We start from the raw sequence: 25368 nt of genomic DNA, 5'->3' as shown, positions 1-25368 counted from the left end.
CTCCTCCATTTATGTAAGCGTATACATTTTAAAAAAAGGCTTTCGTGCTCAAAACTTGTTGCAAGTATTGTGCCAGTTTGAAAATACTCTAGATAATTGATTTCCGGATAAATTTCGGATAATTTTTTCCGATTTTTCAGAAAATTAATTTTAAAGCATGTACTCTACTATGTATTGTTAATAGGAATAAAGGAAAAATCCGGGATCTCGGATTATATTCCGAGTTCCCGGATTTTTGGCATTATGAGGTAATGTTATATTTTTTTATTTTATCGTAAATAGTAGAATTGCCTATTCCCAATGATTCGGCAGCTTTATTTTTGTCATTGCTGAATTTTTTTAAAGCTGTTTCAATTGCATTCTTTTCAGTTTCTTCCAATAGGATTTTTAAATTTTTTATTTCTGATTTCTTTTTCCCTCCTTTTAAGTAATCAGGCAGCTCTTCCATTCCGATTGTTTCACTATCCGTTAAATGGACACTGGCTTCTAGAACATTCTCCAATTCACGGATATTCCCCGGCCAGTCATATTGTTTAATCAGTGCGGCTGCTTCAGGACTTGTTCCTGTTACCCTCTTGCCTATCCGCTTTGTCGCTTTCCTTAAAAAGTGTTCGGTCAGGAGCGGCAAATCAGATCTTCTCGATCTTAAAGGCGGTATAAATAACTGAACTGCATTAATTCTGTAGAACAAGTCTTCCCGGAATAAATGGTCATTGATCATTTTTTCAAGCGGACGATTTGTAGCCGCAATAACACGCACATTCACTTTTTTAGGCTGGAGAGCCCCAATAGGCTCAAATTCCTTTTCCTGCAGAACCCGCAAAAGTTTCACCTGCATATGTAAAGGCATGTCCCCTACTTCATCAAGGAAAATGGTTCCCCCATCAGCCAAATGGAATTTTCCTATCTTCCCGCCTTTTCTTGCGCCTGTAAATGCACCATCTTCATAGCCGAACAGCTCAGATTCCAATAAATGCTCAGGTATGGAACCGCAGTTTACTTTTACAAAAGGTTTTTCGCTTCTTTCACTCAGCTGATGAATGCTTTGGGCCAGAATCTCCTTTCCTGTACCGCTCTCCCCTCTCAATAGTATGGAAATATCCCCTCTTGCAATGCGCATGACCCTATCCTTCAGATCTTTAATCTCCGGTGTTTCCCCTATCAAATCATGAAGAGAATATCTTAATCCATTTGATTCATTCCACTCGCTTCGATAATAATTAAGCTCGGATAATACCCCTTTAATATGACTGTTCAATTTCTTCCATTCATCCAAATCACGAAAAATAATAGTCCCGACTGCTCCGATAATTTCATTATTTTCGATAATCGGAATGCGGTTGGCGATAACAAAATCACCCTGCAGGAATTGCAGATCAGCAAAATCCTGTTTTCCTGTTTGTGCAACCAGGTGCATTTTGGTATTTTCAATCACATCTGTGGCATGCCTGCCAATTACTTCGTTTCTTTGGACACCTAGAAAATCACAATAATTATTGCTCATATACTGGATTATGCCATCCGCGTCCACGACCACAATGCCATAATATGTACTTTCAAAAATTAAATCCAGCAATTGATTATTTATGAAAAGTGCCGTGTTTTTCATATAAATCCCCTTTTTTATGTACTCATTAGAAATATTTTAGCATAAAAGGATAATTGAAGGCTGAAAATTCCAATAATTAAAAACCAAACGATTTCATAATCTTTTTAATCCCTACTTGACTAATCGGATAAATATGAATTAAAATAAAACTAACAAAAGGGAGGGTTCATTACATGCCATTAAACAGAGAAACGTTAATCAGCAAATTATTATCTCTATCTAAATTCCAGCATAATCATAGCTTGTTTAATTTAAGTGATCGAAAGCTGGAAGCTCTGTATCTGGATCATATTCTTTTTTCACCTCACCCTCACAGCGGACATCAATCAATCAAATTAGTTGGAAAAAATAGATAATAAGAAAGCCTGCAAATGCTCAGAAAGCATTGCAGGCTTTTTCGTTTATAACTATATAAAAAAGAGGGAATCCCAAGATTCCCCCTCTATTAATTAACTTTTTGCCAATTTAAGCACCATATTCTCTTGCTTTGGCTCTTCGACCGCGTCTTCCATTGGTGTTGCGCGTTTAATGAAGAAGGCCAGAACCAGTGCAGCTGCAGCGATAAAGGTTGCTACGAAGAAAGCGTCGTTGATTCCCTCAAGCATGGCTTTTATTAATACTTGCTGCTGCATTTCCGCCACAGCGGCTTCAGTCATCTGGCCGCCATTAGCCATAGCCCCGCCTTTCATCGCTTCTTTCGCGATTTCCGCAGCATGTGTTTCCGTTCTTGTTGACATAACTGTTACCAATAAAGCTGTGCCAATGGCACCTGCCACCTGGTTCAGCGTGTTGTTCATTGCTGTTCCATGAGGATATAATCTTCTTGGCAGCTGGTTCAAGCCATTCGTAGAAACTGGCATCATGACCATGGACATCCCGAACATCCTGATTGAGTTCAGAATAATCAGCTGTGTATAAGTTGTTTCCAGAGTCAGCCTGCTGAAAACATAAGTAGTTCCCACTGTAATGGCTAACCCAATGATCGCCAATATCCGGCCGCCGATTTTATCGAACAGCTTTCCTGTCAATGGCGACATCACGGCCATAACAATGGCACCTGGAAGCATCATCAATCCTGCATCCAGCGGTGAAATTCCCCTTAATGTCTGAACATAAATCGGAATCAGAATCATCCCGGAGAACAGCGCCATATTTACCGTCATGCTGATGGCTGATGACAATGCAAACATCGGGTACTTATATACGCCAAAGTTGAGCATTGGACGATCAGATTTCGATTGTTTTAGGATAAACCATACTAAACTGATGACACCTACAGCAATTGTCAAATACACATGAGGGCTGTCCCAGCCTTTGTTCCCTGCAGAACTGAATCCATAAAGTATTCCGCCAAAACCTACACTTGACAAGATGAGGGAAAACAGGTCCAGACGAATATTCACTTTTTCCTTTTTATCTTTCAACATGACGGCGCCAAGCACTAGTATGACACCGGCAATCGGTGAAAGGAAATGGAATAGCATTCTCCAATCATAATGTTCAATAATCCATCCGGAAAGAGTAGGCCCAATTGCAGGGGCAAACATTAAGATCAGTCCAAATACACCCATGGCTGCCCCGCGTTTTTCTACCGGGAAGCTGATCAGCATAACATTCATTAATAGAGGCATCATAATAGCCGATCCTGATGCCTGCAGCATTCTGCCTGCAAGCAATACTGGGAATGCATGAGCAACACCCGCTACAAGCGTACCGATTGTAAATAGTCCCATTGCCACAATAAATAACCTGCGGACTGTATATTTTTCAATTAAAAAGGCAGTAGCCGGGATCAAAATACCATTTACCAGCATAAAGCCGGTAGTCAGCCACTGCACTGTTGCCGCTTCAATTTCTAAATCTGCCATAATAGATGGCAAGGCAATATTTAACAATGTATTATTCAAAAAGGCAATAAATGCCCCAATCATTAAAACAGCCAGAATCCCATAGGGCGGTCGATCTGTATTATTATTTATTGCTTGTTCCATTACATTTCCTCCTGTACTATCAGTTCATTCTTTTATACTCTCGTTACACACAAACCATATAATATACCATGAGTACAATTTTTGCAACAAAAAAACCCTTGTTAAATAGAGGATTTGTGGAAAATCTAAGAATGATGTACTATTAGACTATACACACAGTTCAAATAAAATGACAGGTGATAATAAATGAATGACAGGAAACTGCATGTAATAAAAAAAGCACATCAATTATTCCTGGATAAAGGTTTTCAGGCTACCTCCATTCAGGATATTTTAGAATACAGCGGGATCTCTAAAGGAACTTTCTATAATTATTTTTCTTCAAAAAATGAGCTGCTTATGTCCATTTTTAAAACATTGCATAAAAAAATGGAAGCTGAACGCAATAAGCTCCTTATTGGCCAGGATCCAAGCAGCTTAGAAGTCTTCACACAGCAGATAGAATTACAAATGAATATGAATAGGACGAATAAATTAGTTGCCCTTTTTGAAGAAGTGCTTGTTTCAAATGACCCAGAACTCAAGCAGTTCATTAAGGAAGGCCAGCTTAGAATGGTGGATTGGATTTTCAACCGTTTTATTGAAATCTTTGGCGAGGACAAGAAACCCTATTTACTGGACTGCGCCGTGATGTTCCTTGGAATCCTCCATCATAACGTAAAATACTATACAAAATTCTTTGAGTTCTCTTCAAGCATTAATCCTGTGGTCCGTTATTGTGTAGAAAGAATAAGGAAGGTCGTTGAAGAGGTCAGTTCTGCCGATGAATACCTGCTGAAGCCTGAACTGATTGAAAACAGATTTAAGCAGACAGATCATAGAAATGTGTATATTCTTTGCAAATCCATATTAACTTTAAAAAAGTCCATACAGCAGGAAGATCAGAACGATTGCATGGATCTTCTGGACTTTATTCAGGAAGAAATGGTTCATTCGAAAAAGCCAAGAAAATTTCTCATTGATAGCGCACTGAATACTTTGCGCAGCTGCATTTCCTTTTTGGATGCTAAAGAATTTGAGAATCTTGAAATTCTTGTTTCTGCCTGTTTTAAACAGCCGCAAGAAGAACCCGTATAATTATCAAGGCCTTCCTCATTTTCAGGAAGGCTTTTTAGCTCTTCCCCGTCTATTCATTCATAATCCTTCCAAAAACGGTAACACTAACATATAATGCCGAAACAAACTGGTGATTTGTGTATGAAAAAAGAGTTAAAAAAGAAGAAAAGTGTATCTGAGATTGAATTTGACGAGCTGGAAAAGTCATTTTCAAGATCTCATGATTTTCAAAAAGTACATTATAGCAATAGACAAACAGGCCTCTGTTTTTCTTTTATTTATTTTAAAACACTGACTGACCAAAAAATGATCACCAAGAGTTTGCTCCCTCAGCTTCTTCAGGGTGATTTCAGCGAAATCGATGATTTGAAAAAGCTTTTGCCATCCGCAAGCATACAAATTTGTGAGGATCTTTCAAAAGCAGAGCATTTGCTTTTAAATGGCTATGTGATGGTTACAGTGGAAGCCGAAAAACAAAAAGCGGCTTTTATGGCTGCTAAATGTTCATATGTAAGGGAGCTGACGCATCCGGAAGTCGAGCAAACGGTTATTGGACCGAAGGAAGCCTTTGTTGAGTCCTTAGGCAATAATTTGAATTTAATCCGCAAACGGCTTCCCATCTCTGAACTGATCATTGAGGAATATATAATCGGAAGCATATCCCGAACAGTGGTGGCCGTTCTCTATATTGAGGGAATCACGAATGCAGATTATGTCAGCATGGTTAAAGAAAGAATCCAAAATATCGATTTTGATGAAATCACTGACAGTTCTTATATTGGACAGCTCATTTCAGATAATAAGAACTCTCCTTTCCCCCAGCTGCTGGATACAGAAAGGCCGGACAGGGCAGCCGCTGTCCTTGCTGAAGGAAAAATCGTGATCGCCATAGAGGGGTCGCCGCATGTACTGATTACCCCTACAACGTTTTCTGAATTCTTCAGTTCCTTTGAAGATTATTTTTTAAATTGGACTATCGCTTCTTTTGCAAGAATATTGCGGGCCTTTTCTGTTATTTTTTCCATACAGATCACGTCCATTTATGTTGCAACGCTTACTTATCATATGGAGCTCATCCCCACGGATTTGTTAGGAACACTGGTGACTTCAAGACAGCATATTCCTTTGCCGCCTTTCTATGAAGCGTTAATGCTTGAACTGGTAATTGAGCTTTTAAGAGAAGCTGGAGCCAGATTGCCTACAAAAATCGGCCAGACAATTGGTATCGTGGGCGGTATCGTTATCGGGACTGCGTCTGTGCAGGCTGGCCTGACAAGTAATATCCTTTTAATCATAATCGCGCTGGCTGCTCTTGCCTCATTTACAACACCTGTATATAAGATGAACAACACCATTCGCTTCCTAAGATTTCCGTTTTTATTTTTCGCTAACTTATGGGGTTTTGTAGGTGTTCTATTTTGCTCCTGCATTTTGCTGACTCATATGATCAGACTGACTTCTTTAGGAAGACCATTTCTGGAGCCATTTTATCCGCCTAGATACCGAGACCTGAAAGATTCTTTTCTCAGATTCCCGTTTCAGCCTTTAAGGCCAGTATATTTAAGAACGCAAAACCCGCATCGGTTTCAGCCGCCGCAGAAATCAAAAGTAAAGAGAGACATTGATGAATAGCAGGAGAAAGCCTGGCTCCAAAAGCCAGGCTTTTATTCTGTTTTCTTTAATTTGTCCTCCCATGGTTCAAATGAAAATGGAATCCCGATCATTTTCGCCGTCAGCTCATCATAGGACACAAGGTCTTTCTTGGATAATTCTTTTATTGACTTTTTCCCCATTGCACGCAAAGCCATTTTGATTTCCTCCGTGCTCGCGGTTAGGAACTTTTCTGCAGATTTTGTCCCATCTTCAATACTAAAAGTATCCTTGAATTTACCTTGGTTCCAGACAGCCTGTGTTGGCGGTTCAAAAGGAAGAGCATTCAAGGTATGCTTATGGGAAACGGTAAACAGCATGACGGATCCAAGATAGACTGCATCCGCTCCAAGAGCAAGAACTTTTAAGAAGTGGCCTGGTGTAAAAAGGCCGCCTGATACAATTAAGCTGATTTCCCCCTTCTTTTTTCGTTTTTCAAGGTGATTGGAGGCACGGATGAGGGCATGCAGGGTTGGTATTCCAAAATCATCTGCCAGTAAGGGCGGCGCACCGACAGATGCTCCCTGTCCCCCATCAACTGCTATAAAATCAACGCCCATTTCGATTAAATGGTCAATGTCTTCTTCTATTTTTCCTCCTGCCCCTATTTTTGCACCAATTGGAACACCTCCAGTCATTTTGCGGAGTTCATCTACCAGTTCCTTTAAATCCTTCAATGTCTGTTTATCAAAAAAGTGCTCCATTATATGGGCAGTTTCATTTTCCTTTAACCCCATTACTTCCCTTGCACGGCCGGTTAAATTTTCAGGAGATATGTTTCCTCCCATCCCCATTACAGCTCCCTGCCCCAGCTTAATTTCAATCATGTCTGCACGTTGGATGGTTTTTTCTTCCTTTCCCCACTCGGTTTTGGAGAACTGAAGGATATACTTCCCTGCACTTTCAAGCTCTTCAGGGAGGATTCCTCCTTCACCGGAATTGACGGCAGTTCCTGTATTCTTAGCAGCTGATGCCAGTGCAATTTTCACTTGCTCACTCAATGCGATTCCATAGGCCATTCCGCTAATCATCAGGGGGATTTTGATTTTCATCGGTTTTTTCGCTTTTGGCCCGATTGTCACTTTCACATCAACGTCTTCATCTCCGTCTGTAGCAAAGGGAGATGTCTGTGCAGGGATAAAGGTAATCTCATCGAAATGCGGCCATTTTTTCGATGAACCAAATGGGCGGTGCAGGACATCACCCGTTTCGGCACGCAGGTTGTTTTCAAGTGCATTTTGAATGCCCATATGCTTGAAGCCGGGAATCAGCTCAATGAGATTTTCCTGGTAGCTGTCTGTCATAATTATTTTCCCTGCCTGCTTAACTACCCGCTTCATGATCCAGCGCCAGCCTATCAGCATTAAAATTAAAAAGATAAATAATATAGAAATTATAGCCAGAGTTGCAATCAATAATATATTTGTCATATGTTTTCTCCAAAAGATCTTTTAGCTTCCATTATTTCCATTGGCAGGGAATTTAACCTATGACTTCTCGGTTTTTGGAATAATCATGAAGCGGGAAGTAAATTATATGAAAAAATATTAAATGAGGTGAAGTGATGGACAAAGGCGAGCGTATTCAGCCGGATAGTATGGAAGAACAGAATCAAGTTAAAGGAAGTCTTCTTGAATCTATGATGGAGCCTATGGATCAGCTTTCCAAGATTCCTCCTGAGAAGACAGACCGGAGAACCAGTGATGAAGAAATGATTTAACCAATGAAGAAAGCCGGCATGATCGGATGCCGGCTTTTATTTTTGATAAGGAGTATCTTGATAGAAGTAATTAGGCGTTTTTACTTCATTATTATACTGTTTATGAAAAATATGTGTAGCTGCAGGGGATACGGGCGGGATCAGCCAGTTCCAGTCACCGGTCAGGTCTCTTCCCTGGCTCTTTTCGTTTTCTTCAAATTTTTTGAATTGCTGTGCAGCAGTATGATGGTCTACTATGCTGACCCCTTCTTTTTTAAAGGAATGCAATACGGCTGCATTCAATTCCACCAGTGCCCGATCCTTCCAAAGCGAAGAATGCGACCTGGTATCCAGCCCCATTAATGAGGCAATCTGCGGGAGCATATCATAACGAAAATCGTCTGCCAGGTTCCGCGCACCGATTTCAGTACCCATATACCAGCCATTGAAAGGGGCTGCTTTGTAGGAAATGCCCCCAATTTCCAGTTTCATATCCGATATCATCGGGACTGCGTACCATTTCAAACCGAGGTCACTGAACCAATTATATTCTGGATGCTCAATCCCTACTTCGAGAATCAGCTCTTCAGGTATTTCCCTTAATTGGGGCTGCTGATTGTTCATTTGTACAACTAATGGCAGCACATCAAATTTGCCGTACTTGGGCTCCCAGCCCAATTTCATGCATTGCTTGGTAAAAGGGATGGAATGGGGATCGCCAATAATGCCATCCGCAGTCTCATAGCCAGCATACCGGATTAGCTGATGATTCCAAATTCTGATTTTCTGCTCGGAAGTGTCTTGAGATAAGATGGTGATGGCCGGACGGAGCCTGCCATTGTTCGTGGCAAATTGAATATGTTCAAACAGAGCAGAAAATACTTCATCCTCTTGTTTCGCATTCCGTTTGTCCAAAACCTTCAGCTGATCCCAAAAAAGTCTTCCTATGCAGCGATTGCTATTTCGCCAGGCAGCTTTTGCACCAAATTCCAGTTCTTCAAAAGTTTGTTCATATAACCCATGCTCTGCAATTGAATGTTCGATTTCCCTTAGTCTGTTGTTTAGTTCAGCAGGACTTTTATTCTGTTCACTATAAAACATTTTTATAAATTCTGCTGCTTCTTCAAGTAAGTCCTTTTTCAAAGATGAATCCTCCCAGAATAGACTATTTGTTAATGATAGCATAGGGAGGGTTGGGGAGAAAGAAATGATGTTCTGTGGTTTCCCGGATTTTTTTGGTTAACATGCTTTTTGAGAAGGAGCGGATTAATTTTTATTATTGTTTTATTGTGGTTGACTCTCATACTGGGCGGCATGGCTTCTTTTTTGTGGTTATTCCGTCAGATTAACTACCATTCTTAGTGCACCATCTTCTTTTTTGGTGTTATTCCCTCTGATTAACTACCATTCTTAGTGCACCATCTTCTTTTTCGTCGTTATTCATCCAGATTCTCTTTTGTCTCCGGTTTATCTCCTTTTACTCCGCCGATTTTCTGCCATTAATCTGTCAATTCAGCTGCTGGGCTTGCTTCCTTCATCTTCTGCATCAATTATCCAGGATATGATGGTCGTACTGTCCCGGACATCCTTATTTTTTATTAACTTTAATAGCTCACGGACCCCATCCTCATTCCCGAACATGCTAAAGAGATTAAAAATTTCTTTTGGCTCAGCAAAGTTGGTGTTAGGGCATTCTGTCAGTCCATCTGTAGTTAAAAAAATATGATTTCTTCCTTTTCTGAGCTCCTTTGTACCCGAGCTATAGCAGGGTACCGGCAAATCAAAGGTATTGACTTTTCCCACCCACTCATAAAAACTTCGGTGGTTTTGCTGATATTCGTTAAATGCAGCCAGTTCAGGGTGGAATAAATGCAAAATACAATCCCCGATTGATAGCCACCAAAGAAAAGAGCTTTGTCTGATCACACATAGGAAGGCTGTTTCACCTTTAACCTTTTTGCATTTCGCCTTGAAATCCTGACTTTTAAATTTATTTAGCAGTAATCCGCCAACCTGTTCAAACGCTTCCCCAGGCGGCAGCACTAATAAAGCAATGATTTCCGTTTTCAGTGATTTGACCGTTTGAATAACTAACTCAGCGCTTTCAGCTGTAGTATGGGCATCCAGTAAAACAGTAAACTCCCAATCTTGGTTAATACTTGTCCATAGCAGGCAGCCGTCTTCATTTTTATCTTGTCCAGCAGTCCTAGCTCCTCCGAAACGCCCTAATACCATTCTTCCGACATGCTGAATGCCTATTTCGTCCAGGTACGGCTCCTCACTGCCAACCCAGGAATATTCTAATATAGTCATTGAGACGGCCCCTTCCATGTTTTAACATAATAATATTTGTTTAGAAAAGTTTGTCAACAAAAACAGAGAACCGCACTGGTCCTCTGTTTTAACCATTAATTTATCTCATAAATTCTCGCTTCATGCGGAAGCAATACTTCTTCATTTTTTTCAGTGTCACTCTTGTAATTAGAGAGAATCAGCTCCCGGCTTGTAAAGCCATCAAAATTAAATGTCTGCTTCTCATCACCATGGTTTAATACGATCAGCCAGGTTACACCATTATAGGAGCGTGTATATACATATAAGTGTTCATCATCAGGCAATAGATCTTTATAATCCCCGTAAACCATTACCTCGTTTTGTTTTCTTAATTCAATCAGCTTTTTGTAGAAATAAAATACGGAGTCTTGATCCTTCAGAGCTGCTTCGACGTTGATTTTCTTATAATTCGGATTCACTTTGATCCATGGTTCGCCAGCTGTAAAACCGGCCTGGCAGCTGTCATTCCACTGCATCGGGGTTCTGGAGTTATCACGGCTCAGGAGCAATAGGCTTTCAAAGACCTCCTGGGGGTCACGCCCTTTTGAAACTTCTTCATGATATTTGTTTTTCATGGCAATGTCATTGTAGTCTTCAATGGAATCAAATCTTACACCTGTCATGCCAATTTCTTCGCCCTGATAGATATATGGAGTTCCAGGCAATGTATGAATCATTGCTGCCAACAGTTTTGCAGACTGAATACGATACTGGCCATCATTTCCATAGCGGGTAACCTGCCTTGTGTGATCATGGTTGTTAAGGAATTGCGAATTCCACCCTTTCTGCTTTAGGCCTGCATACCAGCTTGTTTGGATTTCCTTGAATCTGAGCATATCCCATGCCGGCATTTCATCTGCCACTTGAAAATGGAATAATGTGTTCAGTTCATTCCGGCTTTCATCCACATAGAGCAGGCCATCTTCTGGTGAAACAAACGGGATCTCGCCGACTGTCATCACATCATAATGCCGAAGGACTTCATGATGCATTTCCTGAAGATAGTCATGGATACCAGGGTTATTGGCCAAATAACTTATATCATATGGATTTTCTGCATCTGATAAATCTTCTCTTTTTGCCAATAAATTAATCACATCCATTCGAAACCCATCGATGCCTTTATCCAGCCAAAATCTCATCATTTTGTAAATTTCCTGACGGAGCTCGGGATTTTTCCAGTTAAGATCCGGCTGCTCGACAGCAAAGGAATGATAATAATATTGTCCTGCAGTTTTGTCCCATTCCCAGCAGGACGGGGCAAAATAGGAACGCCAGTTATTCGGCTCCCTTCCATCCTTTGGATCTTTCCAGATATACCAATCTCTTTTCGGATTATTTTTGGAAGAGCTTGATTCCAAAAACCAGGGATGCTGATCTGAAGTATGGTTCACGACCAGATCCATAATCACCTTCATTCCGCGATGATGGATTTCACCAATCAGCTCTTCAAAAGCCGCCATGTCACCGGCTTTTTTCATAATCCCATAGTAATCTGAGATGTCATAACCATTATCACGGTCTGGTGAATGATAGAATGGATTTAGCCAAATCACATCAATCCCAAGATTCTTTATATAATCAAGCTTCTCCATTACCCCTCTTAAATCACCATAGCCGTCACCATTGGAATCATAAAAACTTCGCCAGTATACTTGATAAACTGCAGCTTCTTTCCACCATTTTTTATTCACATTGGACACCTCACTTCATCATTTCTTCGTAAAAAAGAGCCCTAAACAGGCCCTATCTCTATTTCTTCAAACGATACACTCTTGCTTCATATGGCTTGAGTGGCAGGTTTTCAATTTCTTCATTTTCATCTGCATCCAGGTTGGAAATCAGCAGTTCCTTAGAGGAGTACCGGACATGGTCTGGCAGCTTAAAGTCAGGAGTTTCTTTACTGAAGTTGCAGATCACAAGCAGCTGGTCATCACCAAGAGTTCTTGTATAGGCGAAGATCTGCTCATCTTCTTCCATGACTAAATCGAATGTGCCATAAACAATCACTTCATTTTGCTTTCTAAGCTGAATGAGCTTCTTATAAAAATGGAAGATGGAATCTTCATCTTTTAAAACTGCTTCGGCGTTAATCCCCTCATAATTTGGATTCACATTGATCCAAGGGGTTCCGTCTGTAAAGCCTGCATTCGGGCTGGCATCCCACTGAACAGGCGTTCTCGCATTATCCCGGCCTCTCTCATGAATGCCTTTAAAGATTTCATCATGTGTTAAGGAATCCGGTGTAAGATCACTGTATGCATTTAACGTTTCGATATCACGGTAATCATTGATGTCATTGAACTTGACGTTTGTCATGCCGATTTCTTCGCCCTGGTAAATATAAGGCGTCCCCTGCATCATATGCAGGCATGCCGCAATCATCTTACCAGAAGTAACGCGGTATTCCTCTGAGTCATTCCCCCATCTGGAGATGGCACGAGGCTGGTCGTGGTTGCTCCAGTACAAGCTGTTCCAGCCATCTTCCTCAAGACCCTTTTGCCACTTGCTGAAAATCTCTTTCAGTTCAGTTAGTTTCCAATGACGCGGATCCCATTTGCCGTATTGCCCGTCGCCAAGCCCTACATGTTCAAAATGGAATACCATATTCAATTCATTTCTGTCCTTGCCTGTATAGAGCTTGCCTTCTTCAACTGTTACACCAGGCATCTCGCCAACCGTAATGGTATCATAGGGGCTAAGGGCTTCTTTGTTCATTTCCTGCAGGAATTCATGAATTCTTGGTCCATTCATATAATACTTGCTGCCGTCCCCATATTTGTGACCTTCACGAATCTCCCCCTGTGGATAGCTGGTATCTTTGGAAATGAAATTGACGACATCCATGCGGAATCCATCAATGCCTTTGTCCAGCCAGAAGCGCATCATTTCATACACTTCATTTCTTAATACAGGATTTTCCCAATTCAAGTCAGGCTGCTTTTTGCTGAAAAGGTGCAGGTAATATTCGCCTGTTTGTTCATCATATTCCCATACACTTCCGCCAAACGCAGCACCCCAATTCGTTGGAGGTTCGCCGTTGTCTGTTTTCTTCCAGATATAATAATCTCTGCAGGGATTATCTTTGGATTTTCGTGATTCCTGGAACCATCGGTGTTCATCGCTTGAGTGGTTGACAACGAGATCCATCATGATTTTGATGCCGTACTCATGGGCTTTGTTCAGCATTCTGTCAAAATTTTCCATAGTTCCGAACTCGTCCATGATATTGCGGTAATCTGAGATGTCATAGCCATTATCATCATTAGGCGATTCGTAAACGGGGGATAGCCAGATGACATCGATACCCAGTTCGCTTAAATAGGGAATTTTTTCAGTGATTCCGTTGATATCGCCAATTCCGTCCCCATTGGAATCGTTAAAGCTTCTTGGGTAGATTTGATAAATGACACTTTCTTTCCACCATGTTTTGTTCAATTTTTACAACTCCGATCAAAGAATAATTTTATTTTATTGAACCTTTCATTACACCGCTAATAATCCATTTCTGGGCAAAAATGTACACAATAATCATTGGCGCAAGTGCCATTAAGTAGGAAGCAAATGCGAGATTATAATCTGTGCTGAATTGGCCCTGGAAAATGTATTGGACAAGCGGCAATGTGGCCATTTCCCGGTCACTGAGCAGAACGAGCGGCAGCATGAAGTCATTCCATGCACCCAGACTAGTGATGATGGCGACGGTTGCATTCATTGGCGCAAGAAGCGGGAAAATGACTTTCCAGAAAACACCCCATGTAGTTGCACCGTCCATAATGGCCGCTTCTTCCAATTCCACAGGAATAGCACGAATGTAGCCAATATAGATAAACACATTAAAGGAAAGGTTGAAAACGATATACAAAATGATTAATCCAACCAGGTTATCCATACCCCAGGCACTGGTCTGTTTGACAAGCGGCAGCATAATGATGGGAAAAGGAATGAACATGGCACTTAAAAAATAGAAGTATAGAAACTTATAAAACTTCTTATGAAGATTTCTGGCAATGGCATAAGATACAAGCGAGTTCGATAACACTGTAAAAATCACAACGAAAATTGTAACAAATGCACTGTTTTTAAACGCATTAAAGAAATTAGTCATTTCGATGGCCTGTGCAAAGTTGTCAAATGACCAGGATTTAGGGAGAGCCAGTAAATTTCCTGCCATTTCAGGCGGCGTTTTAAACGCAATGGTTATGGTTAAATACAGTGGAAAAAGAATGAGCAATGAACCTAAGATTAATAGAGAGGTCACCAGCCAGCTCGATTTTTTGCGATTCATTAGTTTTCCACCTCTCTTTTATTTAAGAATTTAAGCTGAATAACAGAAAAGACGATGATGACGATGAAGTATATGACTGCATTGGCTGATTGATACGCAAACTCGCCGCCTTCAAATCCTCCTCTGTAAATAAGCAGGGAAATGGATTCGGTCGACTTTCCCGGGCCTCCTCCAGTCAAGGCAACAATCTGATCAAAGACCATAAGGAAGTTTTTCAATGACAGAACCATATTAATGGTGAAAAATGGTGCGATCAGCGGAAATGTAATTTTCCAGAACTTTGTCCAGACTCCGGCACCATCAATGCTGGCTGCTTCATATAAATCCTCTGAAATTGTCACAAGCCCTGCAAGATACAAAATGGTATTAAAGGACACAGCCTGCCAAACGGCCACGATGACAATGCCGATCCAGGCAAGGTCCGGGTTTCCAAGAATATTGCGGGTCAAAAATTCCCATCCGAATGCATCGCCAATCTGCGGCAGGAAATGAGCAAAAATAAAATTAAAGATAAAGCCAACAATCAAGATACTCAGAATGTAAGGCAAGAAGTAGATTGCCCGAAGCGTTTTGTGAAACTTAATCTTGGAATTAAGCCCGATGGCCACGAGAAGGCTTATGATATTGACCAAAATGGTCGCAACAATGGCAAATTTAAAAGTAAATAAGTAAGCATCTCCTGCTCGTTCATCTTTAAAAACGTTAAGGTAGTTTTTCAATCCAACAAAATTCCAATCTCCATACCCTTTCCAATCCGTAAAGCTGTAAAAAATCCCCTGCAAAGCGGGAAAGCTGTGGAAAATGAAAAAAAGAAGGAAAGCGGGTATCGTGATGATGAGAAACACACTGTTTTTCTTTTTCATATTGACAACTCCTTTTTAGAAGGCCAGGAAATCTAAAGAGATTCCCTGGCCTATGCCATTAGCTAGCGGTTTTGAACTTTTTCCCACTCGCTGTCCATTTTCTTCAGGAATTTTTCTTTATCCTTCTTAATCAGGAATTCCTGAACTAGGTTTTCAGCTCCCATGCCTGCAGGGTAATAGTGATCAGGGAAGCTTGTGATGGTGCCATTTTCAAAGTTTGCTTTGATTCCTTCAAATACCGGGTCTTCCTGATACACTCCTTCAATGGCTGAGAAAGCTTTCTGCTCGTCAATATACTTTTGAGCTGTTTCTTTATTCATCATGAATTCAGCAAATTTCATCGCTTCTTCTTTGTGCTCGGTGCTTTCGCTGACTGCTAAAAGAACATCTACACCAGAAACAAGTTTGTTTTCTGCAGGATCGTTTGTTACAGGCATTGGGAATACACCAAGTTCCATGTCCGGATTTGCCTTTAGAATTTCAGGGATTGCCCAGTTGCCTTGCAGATAGAAAACAGACTTGCCGCCCGCAAATGCATTGTTTCCATCTCCATAAGCGACACCCATATTGCCCTTGTGGCCATACTGGACTAATGTAGCCATCTTGTCTGCAACTTCATCATATTTTTCCATGAATGATGTTTCGCCGGCATTTTTCTTTTCGGAAAAATCTTCTCCTGCAACATTCGCACCAAGAGAGTTCCACGCAATCATGCCAGTCCAGGCATCTTTTAACGTGAAGTAAATCGGTGTGTCACCAGCAGCCTTCACCTTTTCAAGACTGGCGATGAATTCATCCCAGGTAGCAGGGACTTCAAGGCCATGTTCTTCAAACTTCGCTTTATTGTAAATAACCGCATTCGCATTTGTAGCATACGGAAGTCCGAAAGTACCTTCACTTTCAGGTCCTACAAGACGATTGATCATGTCGATATAAGATGGCTGGACTGTTTTAGCTAAATCAGTGCCTGAAAAATCCTCTAGAACGCCTGCACGTCCAAGCTCGCCGTATGTTGCATTACCAGCAATGGACATGATATCAGGAAGATCATTTTTGGTAAGCCGTGTTTTCAGGACTGTTTCCGCTTCTGGCGGTGCATCCAATTTGATCTTAATATCCGGATTTTCCGCTTCAAATTCTTTAATCAATCCTTTGTATGTCTCGATGCTTTCTGATTTATTGGAGAATAGCTCAAGCGTTACTTTTCCGTCATCAGCACCATCAGATGAACATCCAGCCAATAAAGAGGCTCCTAAAGTTAATGCCATCACACCTGCAGTCATTTTTTTAAACATGGTATATCCCCCTATGTGTTTTTGTTTTATAGCTCAATTACGTAAACGTTTACGTAATTGAGCTGAGAAAAAGAGAGTTCTTTATTGCCTCTCTTTCACACTCATTCTTTCAATGATTTTATGCGGCATAATCCGGCTTTCCGGAGTTTCGCCAGTTTCCATGATGGTAAAAAGCATTTCTGCAGCAGCCTCACCCATTTTTGCGAGAGGCTGTCCTACTGTAGTCAGCGGCGGGATGGACATCTCAGCCAGGCTCAAGTTATCATAACCCATAACAGACAACTCTTCCGGGACGTTAATTCTCAATTGATATGCTGCGGATAAGGCACCGATAGCCATTTCATCACTTGCAGCAAATATCGCCGTAACATCCGGGAACTGTTCGACAAGCTTTTTAAAGCCCTCAACCCCATCAGGGAATGTAAATCCCCTGCTGAACACAATATTTTCGGAACCCAGCGGTATGCCATGATCTGATAAAGCTTTCTTAAAGCCTTCAATCCTGGGAATTCCCGCGATGATATCATCCTTGTTTCCGCTTATCATTCCAATTTTGGTATGCCCCTTGTCGATTAAATGCTTAGCTGCAGCATATGCTGCATGAAAATCATTGACCTTTACAAAAGGCACCGGGTACGCATAGGACTCTGTCGAAAGCAAAATCATCGGCATCTTGGTTTTGGTTACAAATTGATAATACTCATCTTTTAATATTTCACTTGCGAAAATTATCCCGTCTACCCTTTTTTCGATAAGCAGCTGGAGGTATTTCATCGTTTTTTCGCCATTTGATTCTGTATGGCAGACGATCACACTGGAACCGTTGTCATTAGCAGCCTTTTCAATGCCATCCAGCAGATCGGTTACCAGAGAACTGGAAAGCTTCGGGAAAAGCACCCCAATCGTATGTGTTCTTTTGTTAATTAATCCTCTTGCCACTGCGTTTGGCTGGTATCCCAGTTCTTCAATCACTTTAAGAACCTTGAATTTTGTTTTTTCCGAATAGCCTCCCTGGCCATTCAAAATCCTGGAAACTGTTGCAATGGAGACATTTGCTTTTTTGGCAACATCTTTGATGGTATAAGACATATCCCACCTGCTTTAAATTGCTGTATTATTTTTGTTACGAAAACGTTTACGTTGTAATAATATCATGTTGTGTAAGCCTTTTCAATAATTTTTTGAAAAAATATAAGCTTCCCAATAAAATAAAAGCCGGCACCTAAATAGGTGTCCGGATCAGGGGAAAGCTTTATTATCATTTTATGCTTTCCAGCACTTTCTCCTGAATTAAAGCCTTCGCTAATTCAAACGCATTTGGTTCTGACAGGACAGAATCAGGTGTATAACCGTATGCGTTTATTTGCTGCCCTGAACTCTTTCCCATACAAACGATTGTTAGCTTTTTGATCAGGTCATCTGGCTCTATGCCATAATAGCCCACACTCTTCATAAAGGCATCGACAGAGGAACTGCTGGGAAATATGATGGTGTCTAAAGTTGTCTCCCTTAGCATATGTCCAACAACAGGAATAAAAGATTCATCAAGGATTGTTTCACTGGTTTGGAGAATATCATGATTTCCATCCGGCTCGATATAAGGGATTTTTTTCACATTCAAACTCCGATTCCCCACTATCAGAAGCGGTCCACAAAAGTTCATTTCAGCTGCAAGCCGGCCGGTTAATCCCCGTTCCTTCAAGACTTTCAATGATTTTTTGGACAAACAGTATAAATCTGCCCGAACATTTCTTATATCCATTTTTCTATTAATCAATAAATCAATGAACTCATTCGTGCATTCCGGGGATGTGAATAAAATGCGTTTATACGTGAAAAGTTGATTGAGTATTTTATCATTTGAAGGAACATCTTTTTTCGTCCATTTCGGAAACTCGATCACATCTGCCCCCTGTTCTTTCAGTTGTGCTGCCAAAGTGCTTCTTGCAGTGCCTGTACGTGCTAAAAGAATCTGTCTTCCGTAAAGAGGCTTGTTTTCGAACCATTTTAATTTATCTCTTAAAGAAACAATACCGCCAACTAAAGTAATTGCTGGATTTTGTATTCCTGTTTCCTTTACTTTTTCTGCAATATCCCCTATTGTACCCTGCAGTGTTTTCTGTCTGCCATATGTCCCCCATTGGATAAGGATCACTGGAGTTTCTTTCGGCTTTCCATGAAGGATAAGGTTATCTGCAATATAAGAAATATTGGATACTCCCATGTAAAAGGCAACCGTGTCCACGCTTGAGACTAATCCGCTCCAATCAATATCAGGCTTCCCTTCATTGGATTTATCATGGGCGGATACCAGCGCAAAGGAAATCCCATATTCGCGATGTGTCACAGGGATCCCTGCATATAAAGGCACCGCAACTCCTGAAGAAATCCCTGGTACAATTTCATATGGGATTTCTTGTTCCACTAGTGCTTCCGCTTCCTCCCCGACCCGGCCAAAAACCCCCGGGTCACCGCCTTTTAAACGGATTACATTATATCCCTTCATTGCTTTGTCTATTAAAATCTCATTGATGATTTCCTGTTTCAGTAAATGCTGTTTCGGAAACTTCCCGCAATAAATCAGCTCACAATGAGAAGGCGCAGATTCCAGCAGTTTTGGATTTATTAGGCGGTCATATAAGATTACATCAGCTTTCTGAATGGCTGCTAACCCTTTAACCGTAATTAAGCCTTCATCCCCAGGGCCTGCACCAACAAGATATACTTTCCCTTTCTTCAAAATCCCACCCCTTTGCTTCCTTTTATTCCCCGGAGTTTTTATGATAATAGCTGGACAGTTCTACAATTGCACTCCCCATCCTTTCGTGTTCCGGAAAAATAACCCTGTCAATTCCTTCATCAAATAAAGCTTGTGCAGTTACTTTTCCGACTGCCAGTGCAATTACTTTTTGGGAGAAAACATCTTTCAATTGATTTTCAGCACCCTCTTCACGCGCAAAATGCAATAAATGTCTCACTTGCGGGGTGCTGGTAAAAACAGCCGCATCCACTTCCCCTCCCAGCAGCTCTGAAAGAAGTTTTTCCATTACTTCCGTTTCCGGCGGATTGTGAATATAGGGAAGAACTTCTTCATATTGAGCTTTCTGTTCATCAAGCCATTGAATCAGCTTTGGTGCAGGATCACCGTGAAGCTGCAGAGCCACCTTCTTGTTTTCCAGTGAATAGTCTCCGAGACTTCTGACAAGCCCTGCTGTGCTTCCATCATCATCCCGTACCTCTGGTGTGACACCCAGTTTTTTTAACATATTAACTGTTTTATACCCTCTTGCTGCAATTTGGCAATTTCGAAGAACCTTAATAAATTCTTCTCCCATTCCCATTTCCTGAGCGGTATTATACAAGGTCTCTACTCCGATCCCAGTTGTAAAGATAATCCAATCAAACTCGCCTGATGTAATAAGGCCAATATGTTCTTTCAATTTTTTGTCTATACGAAGGGAAGTTCCCTGCGCGGGCCTGCTGATGGCGGCACCTCCCAGGTTTTCAACAATTTTAGTTATTTCTTCGATTTTTCTAGACCCCAATAGAGCAATTTTCTTTCCTTCCAGCTTTTTCATTCTTAAACCTCCAGCCTGATCTTATTATTCTTCTATTATAAGATAGACTGTCTCATTCTCAACTATTGTTTTAAAAGTCTGGACACAGCCGGTATCTGGCGCGTGAACTTTGCCATCTTCCAGACAGATTTTCCAATCATGCATGGGGCAAAAAACGGAGTCTCCGCTGACTAAGCCCTCAGTCAGTACTCCGCCTTTATGTGGACATCGGTTTTCCACTGCACGGATTTTGCCATTTGATAACCGGAACACAGCGATTTCTTTTCCGCCAGCCTTCACTGTTTTCCCCAATTTTTCGGGCAAACCTTGAATGGAGCCAACCAGGACCTTGATGATGCTTTTATTAACCAAACGAAACTCCCCCTTTTATGTTCTTACGAGATTCTCAAACAATTCCATTTTTGTTTTATGGTTATTAATAATCTCTTTCCATGGGTCTTTGTGAACTGATAGGGCCTCATCCATTCGTGCATTTAACTCTTTTCGCTTCTCTTTATCATCCAGAACAGACTGGACGTGAGCCAAACCAACCCGTTCCACCCAGGCGGAGGTACGTTCCAAATAATTAGCCGTTTCTCTGTAAAATTGAAGGTAAGCACCTGTGACTTCCATTAATTCGTCATCTGTTTTTACCTTATAAAGTAAATCTCCCCCTCTTACATGGGTGCCGCCGTTGCCGCCAACGTAGATTTCCCATCCGCCATCAATGCCAATGAAGCCGATGTCTTTGAATCCTGATTCAGCACAGCTTCTAGGGCAGGCGGATACTGCCATTTTCACTTTATGCGGCGTCTGCAGTCCTTCAAATTTCTTTTCCAGTGCTATCCCAATGCCCATTGAATCCTGCGTTCCGAAGCGGCAGAATTGCTCCCCGACACATGTTTTGACAGTGCGGAGCGATTTTCCATATGCATACCCTGATGGCATATCCAGATCTGACCAAACTTTAGGCAAATCCTCTTTTTTTACGCCGAACAAATCAATCCTTTGGCCCCCTGTTACTTTTACCAGCGGAATTGCAAATTTATCAACGACATCGGCAATCTTGCGCAAATCATTCGAATTTGTCACTCCTCCGTACATTCTTGGAACAACCGAATAGGTCCCATCTTTTTGGATATTGGCATGCATCCTTTCATTAACAAAGCGAGATTCCCGTTCATCTTCATAGCGAGTTGGGTTGACCATTCCCAAATAATAATTGATGGCAGGACGACATTTGGAACAGCCTTCTTCTGAATCCCAGCCAAGGACACTCATTACTTCTTTTACATGGGTTAGTCCCTTCGATCGAATTTCTTCTACCACTTCATCCCTCGAAAATGAAGTACAGCTGCAAATCGCCTCCTTTTGAGCACTCGCGTCGAATTCCGCGCCAAGAGTATGCTGAAGCAGGTCAGCTACAAGTGGTTTACAGCCGCCGCATGAACGGGAAGCACTTGTGCATGCTTTTATTTGATCTACTGTTGTGCAGCCTTCCGATTGTATGGCTTCAACGATCATTCCTTTGGTAACACCGTTGCATCCGCAGATGATTTCCTCATGAGTCATTTCAGCAGCATGGCTTCCTCCTTCTTCACTCCCGATCGGCTGCAATAGGGAAACCTTTGCCGTATCAGAAATGTCGGCCTGCTTTTTAATCATTGAGAACAGGCGATTTCCATCCTGGCTCTCGCCAAACAGAACGGCACCAACGATTTTATTTCCACGAAAGACGATTTTTTTATAAACTCCTTCATGGTCATCGAATATTTTTAATGCTTTTTTCTCTTGATCCTCCAAAAAATCTCCCGCGGAGAATACTTCTACCCCCGATACTTTTAGCTGGGTAGAGAGAACGGACCCTTTATAGGGATCTGTTTCCTTTCCACAGATATGTTTGGCCAGCACTTTTCCCTGTTCATAGAGCGGGGCGACCAGGCCATATGGAATTCCTTTATGCTCGGCGCATTCACCGACTGAATATATATGGGGAATGCTCGTTTCAAGATAATCATTGACCACGATGCCCCGGTTCACCTGTAAACCGCTCTCCTGCGCAAGCTTTATATTCGGACGGATGCCAGCTGCCATGACTACCAGATCTGCTTCAAGCATTGTACCGTCAGTGAACGTCAATCCTTCAACGCGTTCATTCCCAATGATGGCCTCTGTCTGCTTTTCAAGCAAAAAATTCATCCCTTGATCTTCTAGCTCTTTTTGCAAAAGCTTTCCAGCTGTTTCGTCCAGCTGCCTTTCCATCAAATAAGGTGATATGTGGATCACTGACACTTCCATGCCTAAATTCAACAAGCCTCTCGCAGCCTCCAAACCAAGCACCCCGCCGCCAATGACCGCCGCCTTTTTATATTTTTTGGATGCCTGCAGCATTATATCGGTATCCTCCAAATCCCTGAAAGCCGTAACCCCTTCCTTATCTGATCCGGGTATAGGAAGAATGAATGGCACAGAGCCTGTTGCAAGAATAAGTTCATCATAAGGCTCTGCTCTTCCCTTATCAGAGATGACAACTTTCCTGTCCGGGTCTGCCTTCACTACCGTTTCTCCTGAATATAAAGTAATGTTATTTGTTTTATACCACTCCCAATCATTCAGTGTAATATCTTTTACATCTGTATCCCCCTGTAAAACTTTTGATAGCAGAATACGATTATAATTGGGATGAGGCTCGCTGCCGAATATAGTAATCTCAAATTTCTCAGGAGCAGCTTTTAAAATTTCTTCTACTGTCCTGACGCCTGCCATTCCATTTCCAACAAGAACCAATTTCTTTTTTTCCATTAAAAAGCCTCCCGGTCATTTGATTTTTTTATGGATTATTCACTGTCCTGCTGATGGTCATTCTAAACGGCTTATGTTCACTGCTGTTATTTTAAAACCAGGCATACGGCAAACCGGATCGAGCTGATCCGATACCAGGAGATTGACATTTTGAGTTTCAGCCCAGTGAAAAGGAACGAAAACTGTATCCTTCCTAATAGCCTCCGTCAAATGGCTCCTAACCACAATACTGCCTCTTTTTGATTCAATCTTGATAAGCGACTTGTTCCCAATGCTATATCGATTGGCAGTTTCCGGGTGTATTTCGGCAAAAGATTCAACATTTCTGGCTGCCAGTGAAGCGCTCTTTCTTGTCTGAACTCCGGTCAAATAATGTGAAACGACTCTGCCTGTTGTAAGGTAAAGGGGATATTTCCTATTGGGTGTCTCTTTTTCTGCTTCTGCCCTGCTGGGTACAGGAATCATGACTGCTCTCTTGTCTTCGTGGGCAAAGCTGTCATCAAAAAGCCTCTCTGTTCCCGGATGGGCAGCATCCGGACAAGGCCACAGAACCCCATCCCCATTTTTAAGGCGCTTATAATCAATTCCGTAATAATCTGCAATACCGCCTCTGCTGGCTTCTCTCAGTTCATTGAAGATTTCTTCAGGACCTGAAAAAGAAAAATACTCTTCCTTCCCTAATAATCTGGAAATCTCACAAAGTATTTGCCAATCATGTTTTACTGATCCTGGGCTAGGCATGGCACAGGGACGATGCATGACACGTCCCTCCAGATTTGTCATCGTGCCCTCATTCTCCAAATAAGAACTCACCGGCAAAATCAGATCTGCCAATTCGGCTGTTTCAGAGATAAATAGATCAGCAGCAACAAGGAAATCGAGTTTTTCCAATGTGTTTTTAACAAACTCTGCATTGGGATTAGAAACAACTGGATTTGAGCCCATCAACAGCATTCCTCTTATTTCACCCTGGCTGATTTTCTCCATCATTTCATAAGCAGAAACGCCTTTGCCGGGCAAATCCGATTCGTCTATATTCCAGACACGTGCGAGATAGCGGCGGTGTTCCGGATTTTCAATGGAACGGTATCCTGGAAGCTGGTCTGCTTTCAGGCCATGCTCCCGTCCCCCCTGGCCATTTCCCTGACCGGTAATTGCCCCATATCCGCTGCCGGCCTTGCCAATCTTCCCTGTAACTAATAGAATATTTATAAAATTTCTTACAGTTTGGTATCCATTCGTATGCTGTTCAACGCCCCTTGCTGTAAAAACCATCCCGGTTGCAGCTTTGCCAAACAGGATAGCCGCTTTTCTAATTTGGCTGGATGGCACTCCGGTCAATTCCTCAATGTCTTCCAGCTTAATCGTTTCCACAAAAGCCTTAAGCTCTGCAAAGCCGTTCGTTCTTTCCTTAATAAAAGAAAGATCAATCTCTTTTTCTGCAAGCAAAACTTGTAATATCCCGTTAGCCAATGCTGCATCAGTGCCAGGCCTCGGTTTTAAATGCAAATCAGCCATTTTCGCTGTCGCTGTTTCCCGCGGATCTATTACGATAATAAAGGATCCGTTTTCCTTCGCTTTTTCAAAATAAGGAAGAAGTGTTGGCTGGCATTCGGCTATATTGGAGCCGGCCAGTATGATGCATTTAGCCAGCGGAATATCATTAAGTCCATTCGTCATTCCCCGGTCTATGCCAAAAGCATGATTGGCAGCCGCTGCCGCTGAAGACATGCAGAACCGCCCATTATAATCAATATATTTCGTTTTTAATGCCACTCGTGCAAATTTGCCCAAAAGGTATGCTGTCTCATTCGTTAAGGAACCCCCTCCATACGCGGATAAGGCATTAAATCCATGCATAGCCTGAATGGATTGAAATTTTTCCTTCATAATTCTCATTGCCTTATCCCAGGGAATTTGTTCGAACTTCCCATTCACTTTAAGCAGCGGATATTGCAGGCGGTCCGGATGCATGGCATGCTGGTGGGCATTCATCCCTTTAATGCATAAACGTCCGTGTGATGCAGGATTCTCTTTTCCTAGAACCCGATATTTCTTCCTTGTTACGACGGACTGTTCAATCACCTGCTTTTTGCATTGCATACTGCAGAAAGGACATTGCGTATCATAAACTCTCTCTGATTGAACCTCCCGCTGCTTTGTTCGGAAATATTTTAATAACAGTTCTGTCATAGTCCGTTCCTTTCCGCCTTTCCTATATTCT

At 41.7% G+C, this 25368-nt stretch carries 20 protein-coding genes; 4 read left to right on the top strand and 16 right to left on the bottom strand.

What is annotated here, in order from left to right; translation table 11 throughout:
• Window positions 1-241: 241 nt before the first annotated feature.
• Window positions 242-1609 (bottom strand): sigma-54 interaction domain-containing protein, encoded by a 1368-nt coding sequence (locus IRB79_RS12375; protein ID WP_243508720.1) that lies wholly within the window; start codon window positions 1607-1609, stop codon window positions 242-244.
• Window positions 1610-1782: 173 nt separating this feature from the next.
• On the opposite strand from IRB79_RS12375, the gene IRB79_RS12370 reads away from it, so the two are divergent.
• Window positions 1783-1965, top strand: a complete 183-nt coding sequence (locus tag IRB79_RS12370; protein WP_009334884.1) for a hypothetical protein — start codon at window positions 1783-1785, stop codon at window positions 1963-1965.
• Between the two features lie 93 nt (window positions 1966-2058).
• On the opposite strand, the gene IRB79_RS12365 is transcribed toward IRB79_RS12370, so the two are convergent.
• Window positions 2059-3600 carry a DHA2 family efflux MFS transporter permease subunit gene (locus IRB79_RS12365; protein WP_243508718.1) on the bottom strand — a complete coding sequence of 514 codons (1542 nt, stop codon included), beginning with the start codon at window positions 3598-3600 and terminating at the stop codon, window positions 2059-2061.
• 186 nt (window positions 3601-3786) lie between these two features.
• Between IRB79_RS12365 and IRB79_RS12360 the strand changes: the two genes are divergently transcribed.
• Window positions 3787-4677: a TetR/AcrR family transcriptional regulator gene (locus tag IRB79_RS12360; protein ID WP_243508717.1), complete on the top strand. Its 891-nt coding sequence runs from the start codon at window positions 3787-3789 to the stop codon at window positions 4675-4677.
• A 120-nt stretch (window positions 4678-4797) separates the two neighbouring features.
• Window positions 4798-6288: a spore germination protein gene (locus tag IRB79_RS12355; RefSeq protein ID WP_243508715.1), complete on the top strand. Its 1491-nt coding sequence runs from the start codon at window positions 4798-4800 to the stop codon at window positions 6286-6288.
• Between the two features lie 32 nt (window positions 6289-6320).
• Here IRB79_RS12355 and IRB79_RS12350 read toward each other — a convergent pair whose 3' ends face one another.
• Window positions 6321-7736 (bottom strand): FMN-binding glutamate synthase family protein, encoded by a 1416-nt coding sequence (locus IRB79_RS12350; RefSeq protein WP_243508714.1) that lies wholly within the window; start codon window positions 7734-7736, stop codon window positions 6321-6323.
• 134 nt (window positions 7737-7870) lie between these two features.
• On the opposite strand from IRB79_RS12350, the gene IRB79_RS12345 reads away from it, so the two are divergent.
• Window positions 7871-8026, top strand: coding sequence for a hypothetical protein (locus IRB79_RS12345; RefSeq protein WP_243508713.1), 156 nt, complete (start codon window positions 7871-7873; stop codon window positions 8024-8026).
• Between the two features lie 36 nt (window positions 8027-8062).
• On the opposite strand, the gene IRB79_RS12340 is transcribed toward IRB79_RS12345, so the two are convergent.
• From IRB79_RS12340 to nasC, 13 genes are all read right to left on the bottom strand, one after another.
• Complete coding sequence (locus IRB79_RS12340) at window positions 8063-9148, bottom strand: nitric oxide synthase oxygenase (protein WP_279401059.1); 1086 nt, start codon at window positions 9146-9148, stop codon at window positions 8063-8065.
• 369 nt (window positions 9149-9517) lie between these two features.
• Window positions 9518-10318 carry a PP2C family serine/threonine-protein phosphatase gene (locus IRB79_RS12335; protein ID WP_243508711.1) on the bottom strand — a complete coding sequence of 267 codons (801 nt, stop codon included), beginning with the start codon at window positions 10316-10318 and terminating at the stop codon, window positions 9518-9520.
• A gap of 95 nt (window positions 10319-10413) precedes the next feature.
• Window positions 10414-12033: a glycoside hydrolase family 13 protein gene (locus IRB79_RS12330; protein ID WP_243508710.1), complete on the bottom strand. Its 1620-nt coding sequence runs from the start codon at window positions 12031-12033 to the stop codon at window positions 10414-10416.
• Window positions 12034-12091: 58 nt separating this feature from the next.
• Window positions 12092-13777 (bottom strand): glycoside hydrolase family 13 protein, encoded by a 1686-nt coding sequence (locus IRB79_RS12325; protein WP_243508709.1) that lies wholly within the window; start codon window positions 13775-13777, stop codon window positions 12092-12094.
• 28 nt (window positions 13778-13805) lie between these two features.
• Window positions 13806-14627: a carbohydrate ABC transporter permease gene (locus tag IRB79_RS12320; RefSeq protein WP_243508707.1), complete on the bottom strand. Its 822-nt coding sequence runs from the start codon at window positions 14625-14627 to the stop codon at window positions 13806-13808.
• Window positions 14627-15490 carry a carbohydrate ABC transporter permease gene (locus IRB79_RS12315; RefSeq protein ID WP_035330521.1) on the bottom strand — a complete coding sequence of 288 codons (864 nt, stop codon included), beginning with the start codon at window positions 15488-15490 and terminating at the stop codon, window positions 14627-14629. The genes IRB79_RS12320 and IRB79_RS12315 overlap by 1 nt, the downstream gene beginning before the upstream one ends.
• A 62-nt stretch (window positions 15491-15552) precedes the next feature.
• A complete protein-coding gene (locus tag IRB79_RS12310; RefSeq protein ID WP_243508706.1) occupies window positions 15553-16785 on the bottom strand; it encodes an ABC transporter substrate-binding protein in 1233 nt (410 codons plus the stop codon).
• An 81-nt stretch (window positions 16786-16866) separates the two neighbouring features.
• Window positions 16867-17874, bottom strand: coding sequence for a LacI family DNA-binding transcriptional regulator (locus tag IRB79_RS12305; protein ID WP_243508704.1), 1008 nt, complete (start codon window positions 17872-17874; stop codon window positions 16867-16869).
• 169 nt (window positions 17875-18043) lie between these two features.
• Window positions 18044-19525 (bottom strand): uroporphyrinogen-III C-methyltransferase, encoded by a 1482-nt coding sequence (gene cobA, locus IRB79_RS12300; protein WP_243508703.1) that lies wholly within the window; start codon window positions 19523-19525, stop codon window positions 18044-18046.
• A gap of 22 nt (window positions 19526-19547) precedes the next feature.
• Complete coding sequence (locus IRB79_RS12295; protein ID WP_243508701.1) at window positions 19548-20363, bottom strand: uroporphyrinogen-III synthase; 816 nt, start codon at window positions 20361-20363, stop codon at window positions 19548-19550.
• A gap of 24 nt (window positions 20364-20387) precedes the next feature.
• A complete protein-coding gene (gene nirD, locus IRB79_RS12290) occupies window positions 20388-20714 on the bottom strand; it encodes a nitrite reductase small subunit NirD (protein WP_243508700.1) in 327 nt (108 codons plus the stop codon).
• Window positions 20715-20729: 15 nt separating this feature from the next.
• A complete protein-coding gene (gene nirB, locus IRB79_RS12285) occupies window positions 20730-23144 on the bottom strand; it encodes a nitrite reductase large subunit NirB (protein ID WP_243508698.1) in 2415 nt (804 codons plus the stop codon).
• A 57-nt stretch (window positions 23145-23201) separates the two neighbouring features.
• Entirely contained in the window at window positions 23202-25337 is a 2136-nt protein-coding gene (gene nasC, locus IRB79_RS12280) for an assimilatory nitrate reductase catalytic subunit NasC (RefSeq protein ID WP_243508697.1), read from the bottom strand.
• Between the last annotated feature and the right edge of the window lie 31 nt (window positions 25338-25368).

Origin of the sequence: Cytobacillus oceanisediminis, assembly GCF_022811925.1 — a bacterium.
GTDB lineage: Bacteria > Bacillota > Bacilli > Bacillales > Cytobacillaceae > Cytobacillus > Cytobacillus oceanisediminis_D.
Note: the sequence above shows the minus strand (reverse complement) of the source record. Positions and strands in the feature narration are given on the sequence as shown.

Excerpts from the sequence above, each read along its gene's own strand:
- IRB79_RS12310 (WP_243508706.1), bottom strand. The coding sequence starts at position 16,785 with ATGTTTAAAAAAATGACTGCAGGTGTGATGGCATTAACTTTAGGAGCC.
- IRB79_RS12355 (WP_243508715.1), top strand. The coding sequence starts at position 4,798 with ATGAAAAAAGAGTTAAAAAAGAAGAAAAGTGTATCTGAGATTGAATTT.
- IRB79_RS12295 (WP_243508701.1), bottom strand. The coding sequence starts at position 20,363 with ATGAAAAAGCTGGAAGGAAAGAAAATTGCTCTATTGGGGTCTAGAAAA.
- IRB79_RS12375 (WP_243508720.1), bottom strand. The coding sequence starts at position 1,609 with ATGAAAAACACGGCACTTTTCATAAATAATCAATTGCTGGATTTAATT.
- IRB79_RS12365 (WP_243508718.1), bottom strand. The coding sequence starts at position 3,600 with ATGGAACAAGCAATAAATAATAATACAGATCGACCGCCCTATGGGATT.
- IRB79_RS12315 (WP_035330521.1), bottom strand. The coding sequence starts at position 15,490 with ATGAAAAAGAAAAACAGTGTGTTTCTCATCATCACGATACCCGCTTTC.
- IRB79_RS12320 (WP_243508707.1), bottom strand. The coding sequence starts at position 14,627 with ATGAATCGCAAAAAATCGAGCTGGCTGGTGACCTCTCTATTAATCTTA.
- nirB (WP_243508698.1), bottom strand. The coding sequence starts at position 23,144 with ATGGAAAAAAAGAAATTGGTTCTTGTTGGAAATGGAATGGCAGGCGTC.
- IRB79_RS12345 (WP_243508713.1), top strand. The coding sequence starts at position 7,871 with ATGGACAAAGGCGAGCGTATTCAGCCGGATAGTATGGAAGAACAGAAT.
- IRB79_RS12335 (WP_243508711.1), bottom strand. The coding sequence starts at position 10,318 with ATGACTATATTAGAATATTCCTGGGTTGGCAGTGAGGAGCCGTACCTG.
- nasC (WP_243508697.1), bottom strand. The coding sequence starts at position 25,337 with ATGACAGAACTGTTATTAAAATATTTCCGAACAAAGCAGCGGGAGGTT.
- IRB79_RS12305 (WP_243508704.1), bottom strand. The coding sequence starts at position 17,874 with ATGTCTTATACCATCAAAGATGTTGCCAAAAAAGCAAATGTCTCCATT.
- IRB79_RS12370 (WP_009334884.1), top strand. The coding sequence starts at position 1,783 with ATGCCATTAAACAGAGAAACGTTAATCAGCAAATTATTATCTCTATCT.
- IRB79_RS12350 (WP_243508714.1), bottom strand. The coding sequence starts at position 7,736 with ATGACAAATATATTATTGATTGCAACTCTGGCTATAATTTCTATATTA.
- IRB79_RS12360 (WP_243508717.1), top strand. The coding sequence starts at position 3,787 with ATGAATGACAGGAAACTGCATGTAATAAAAAAAGCACATCAATTATTC.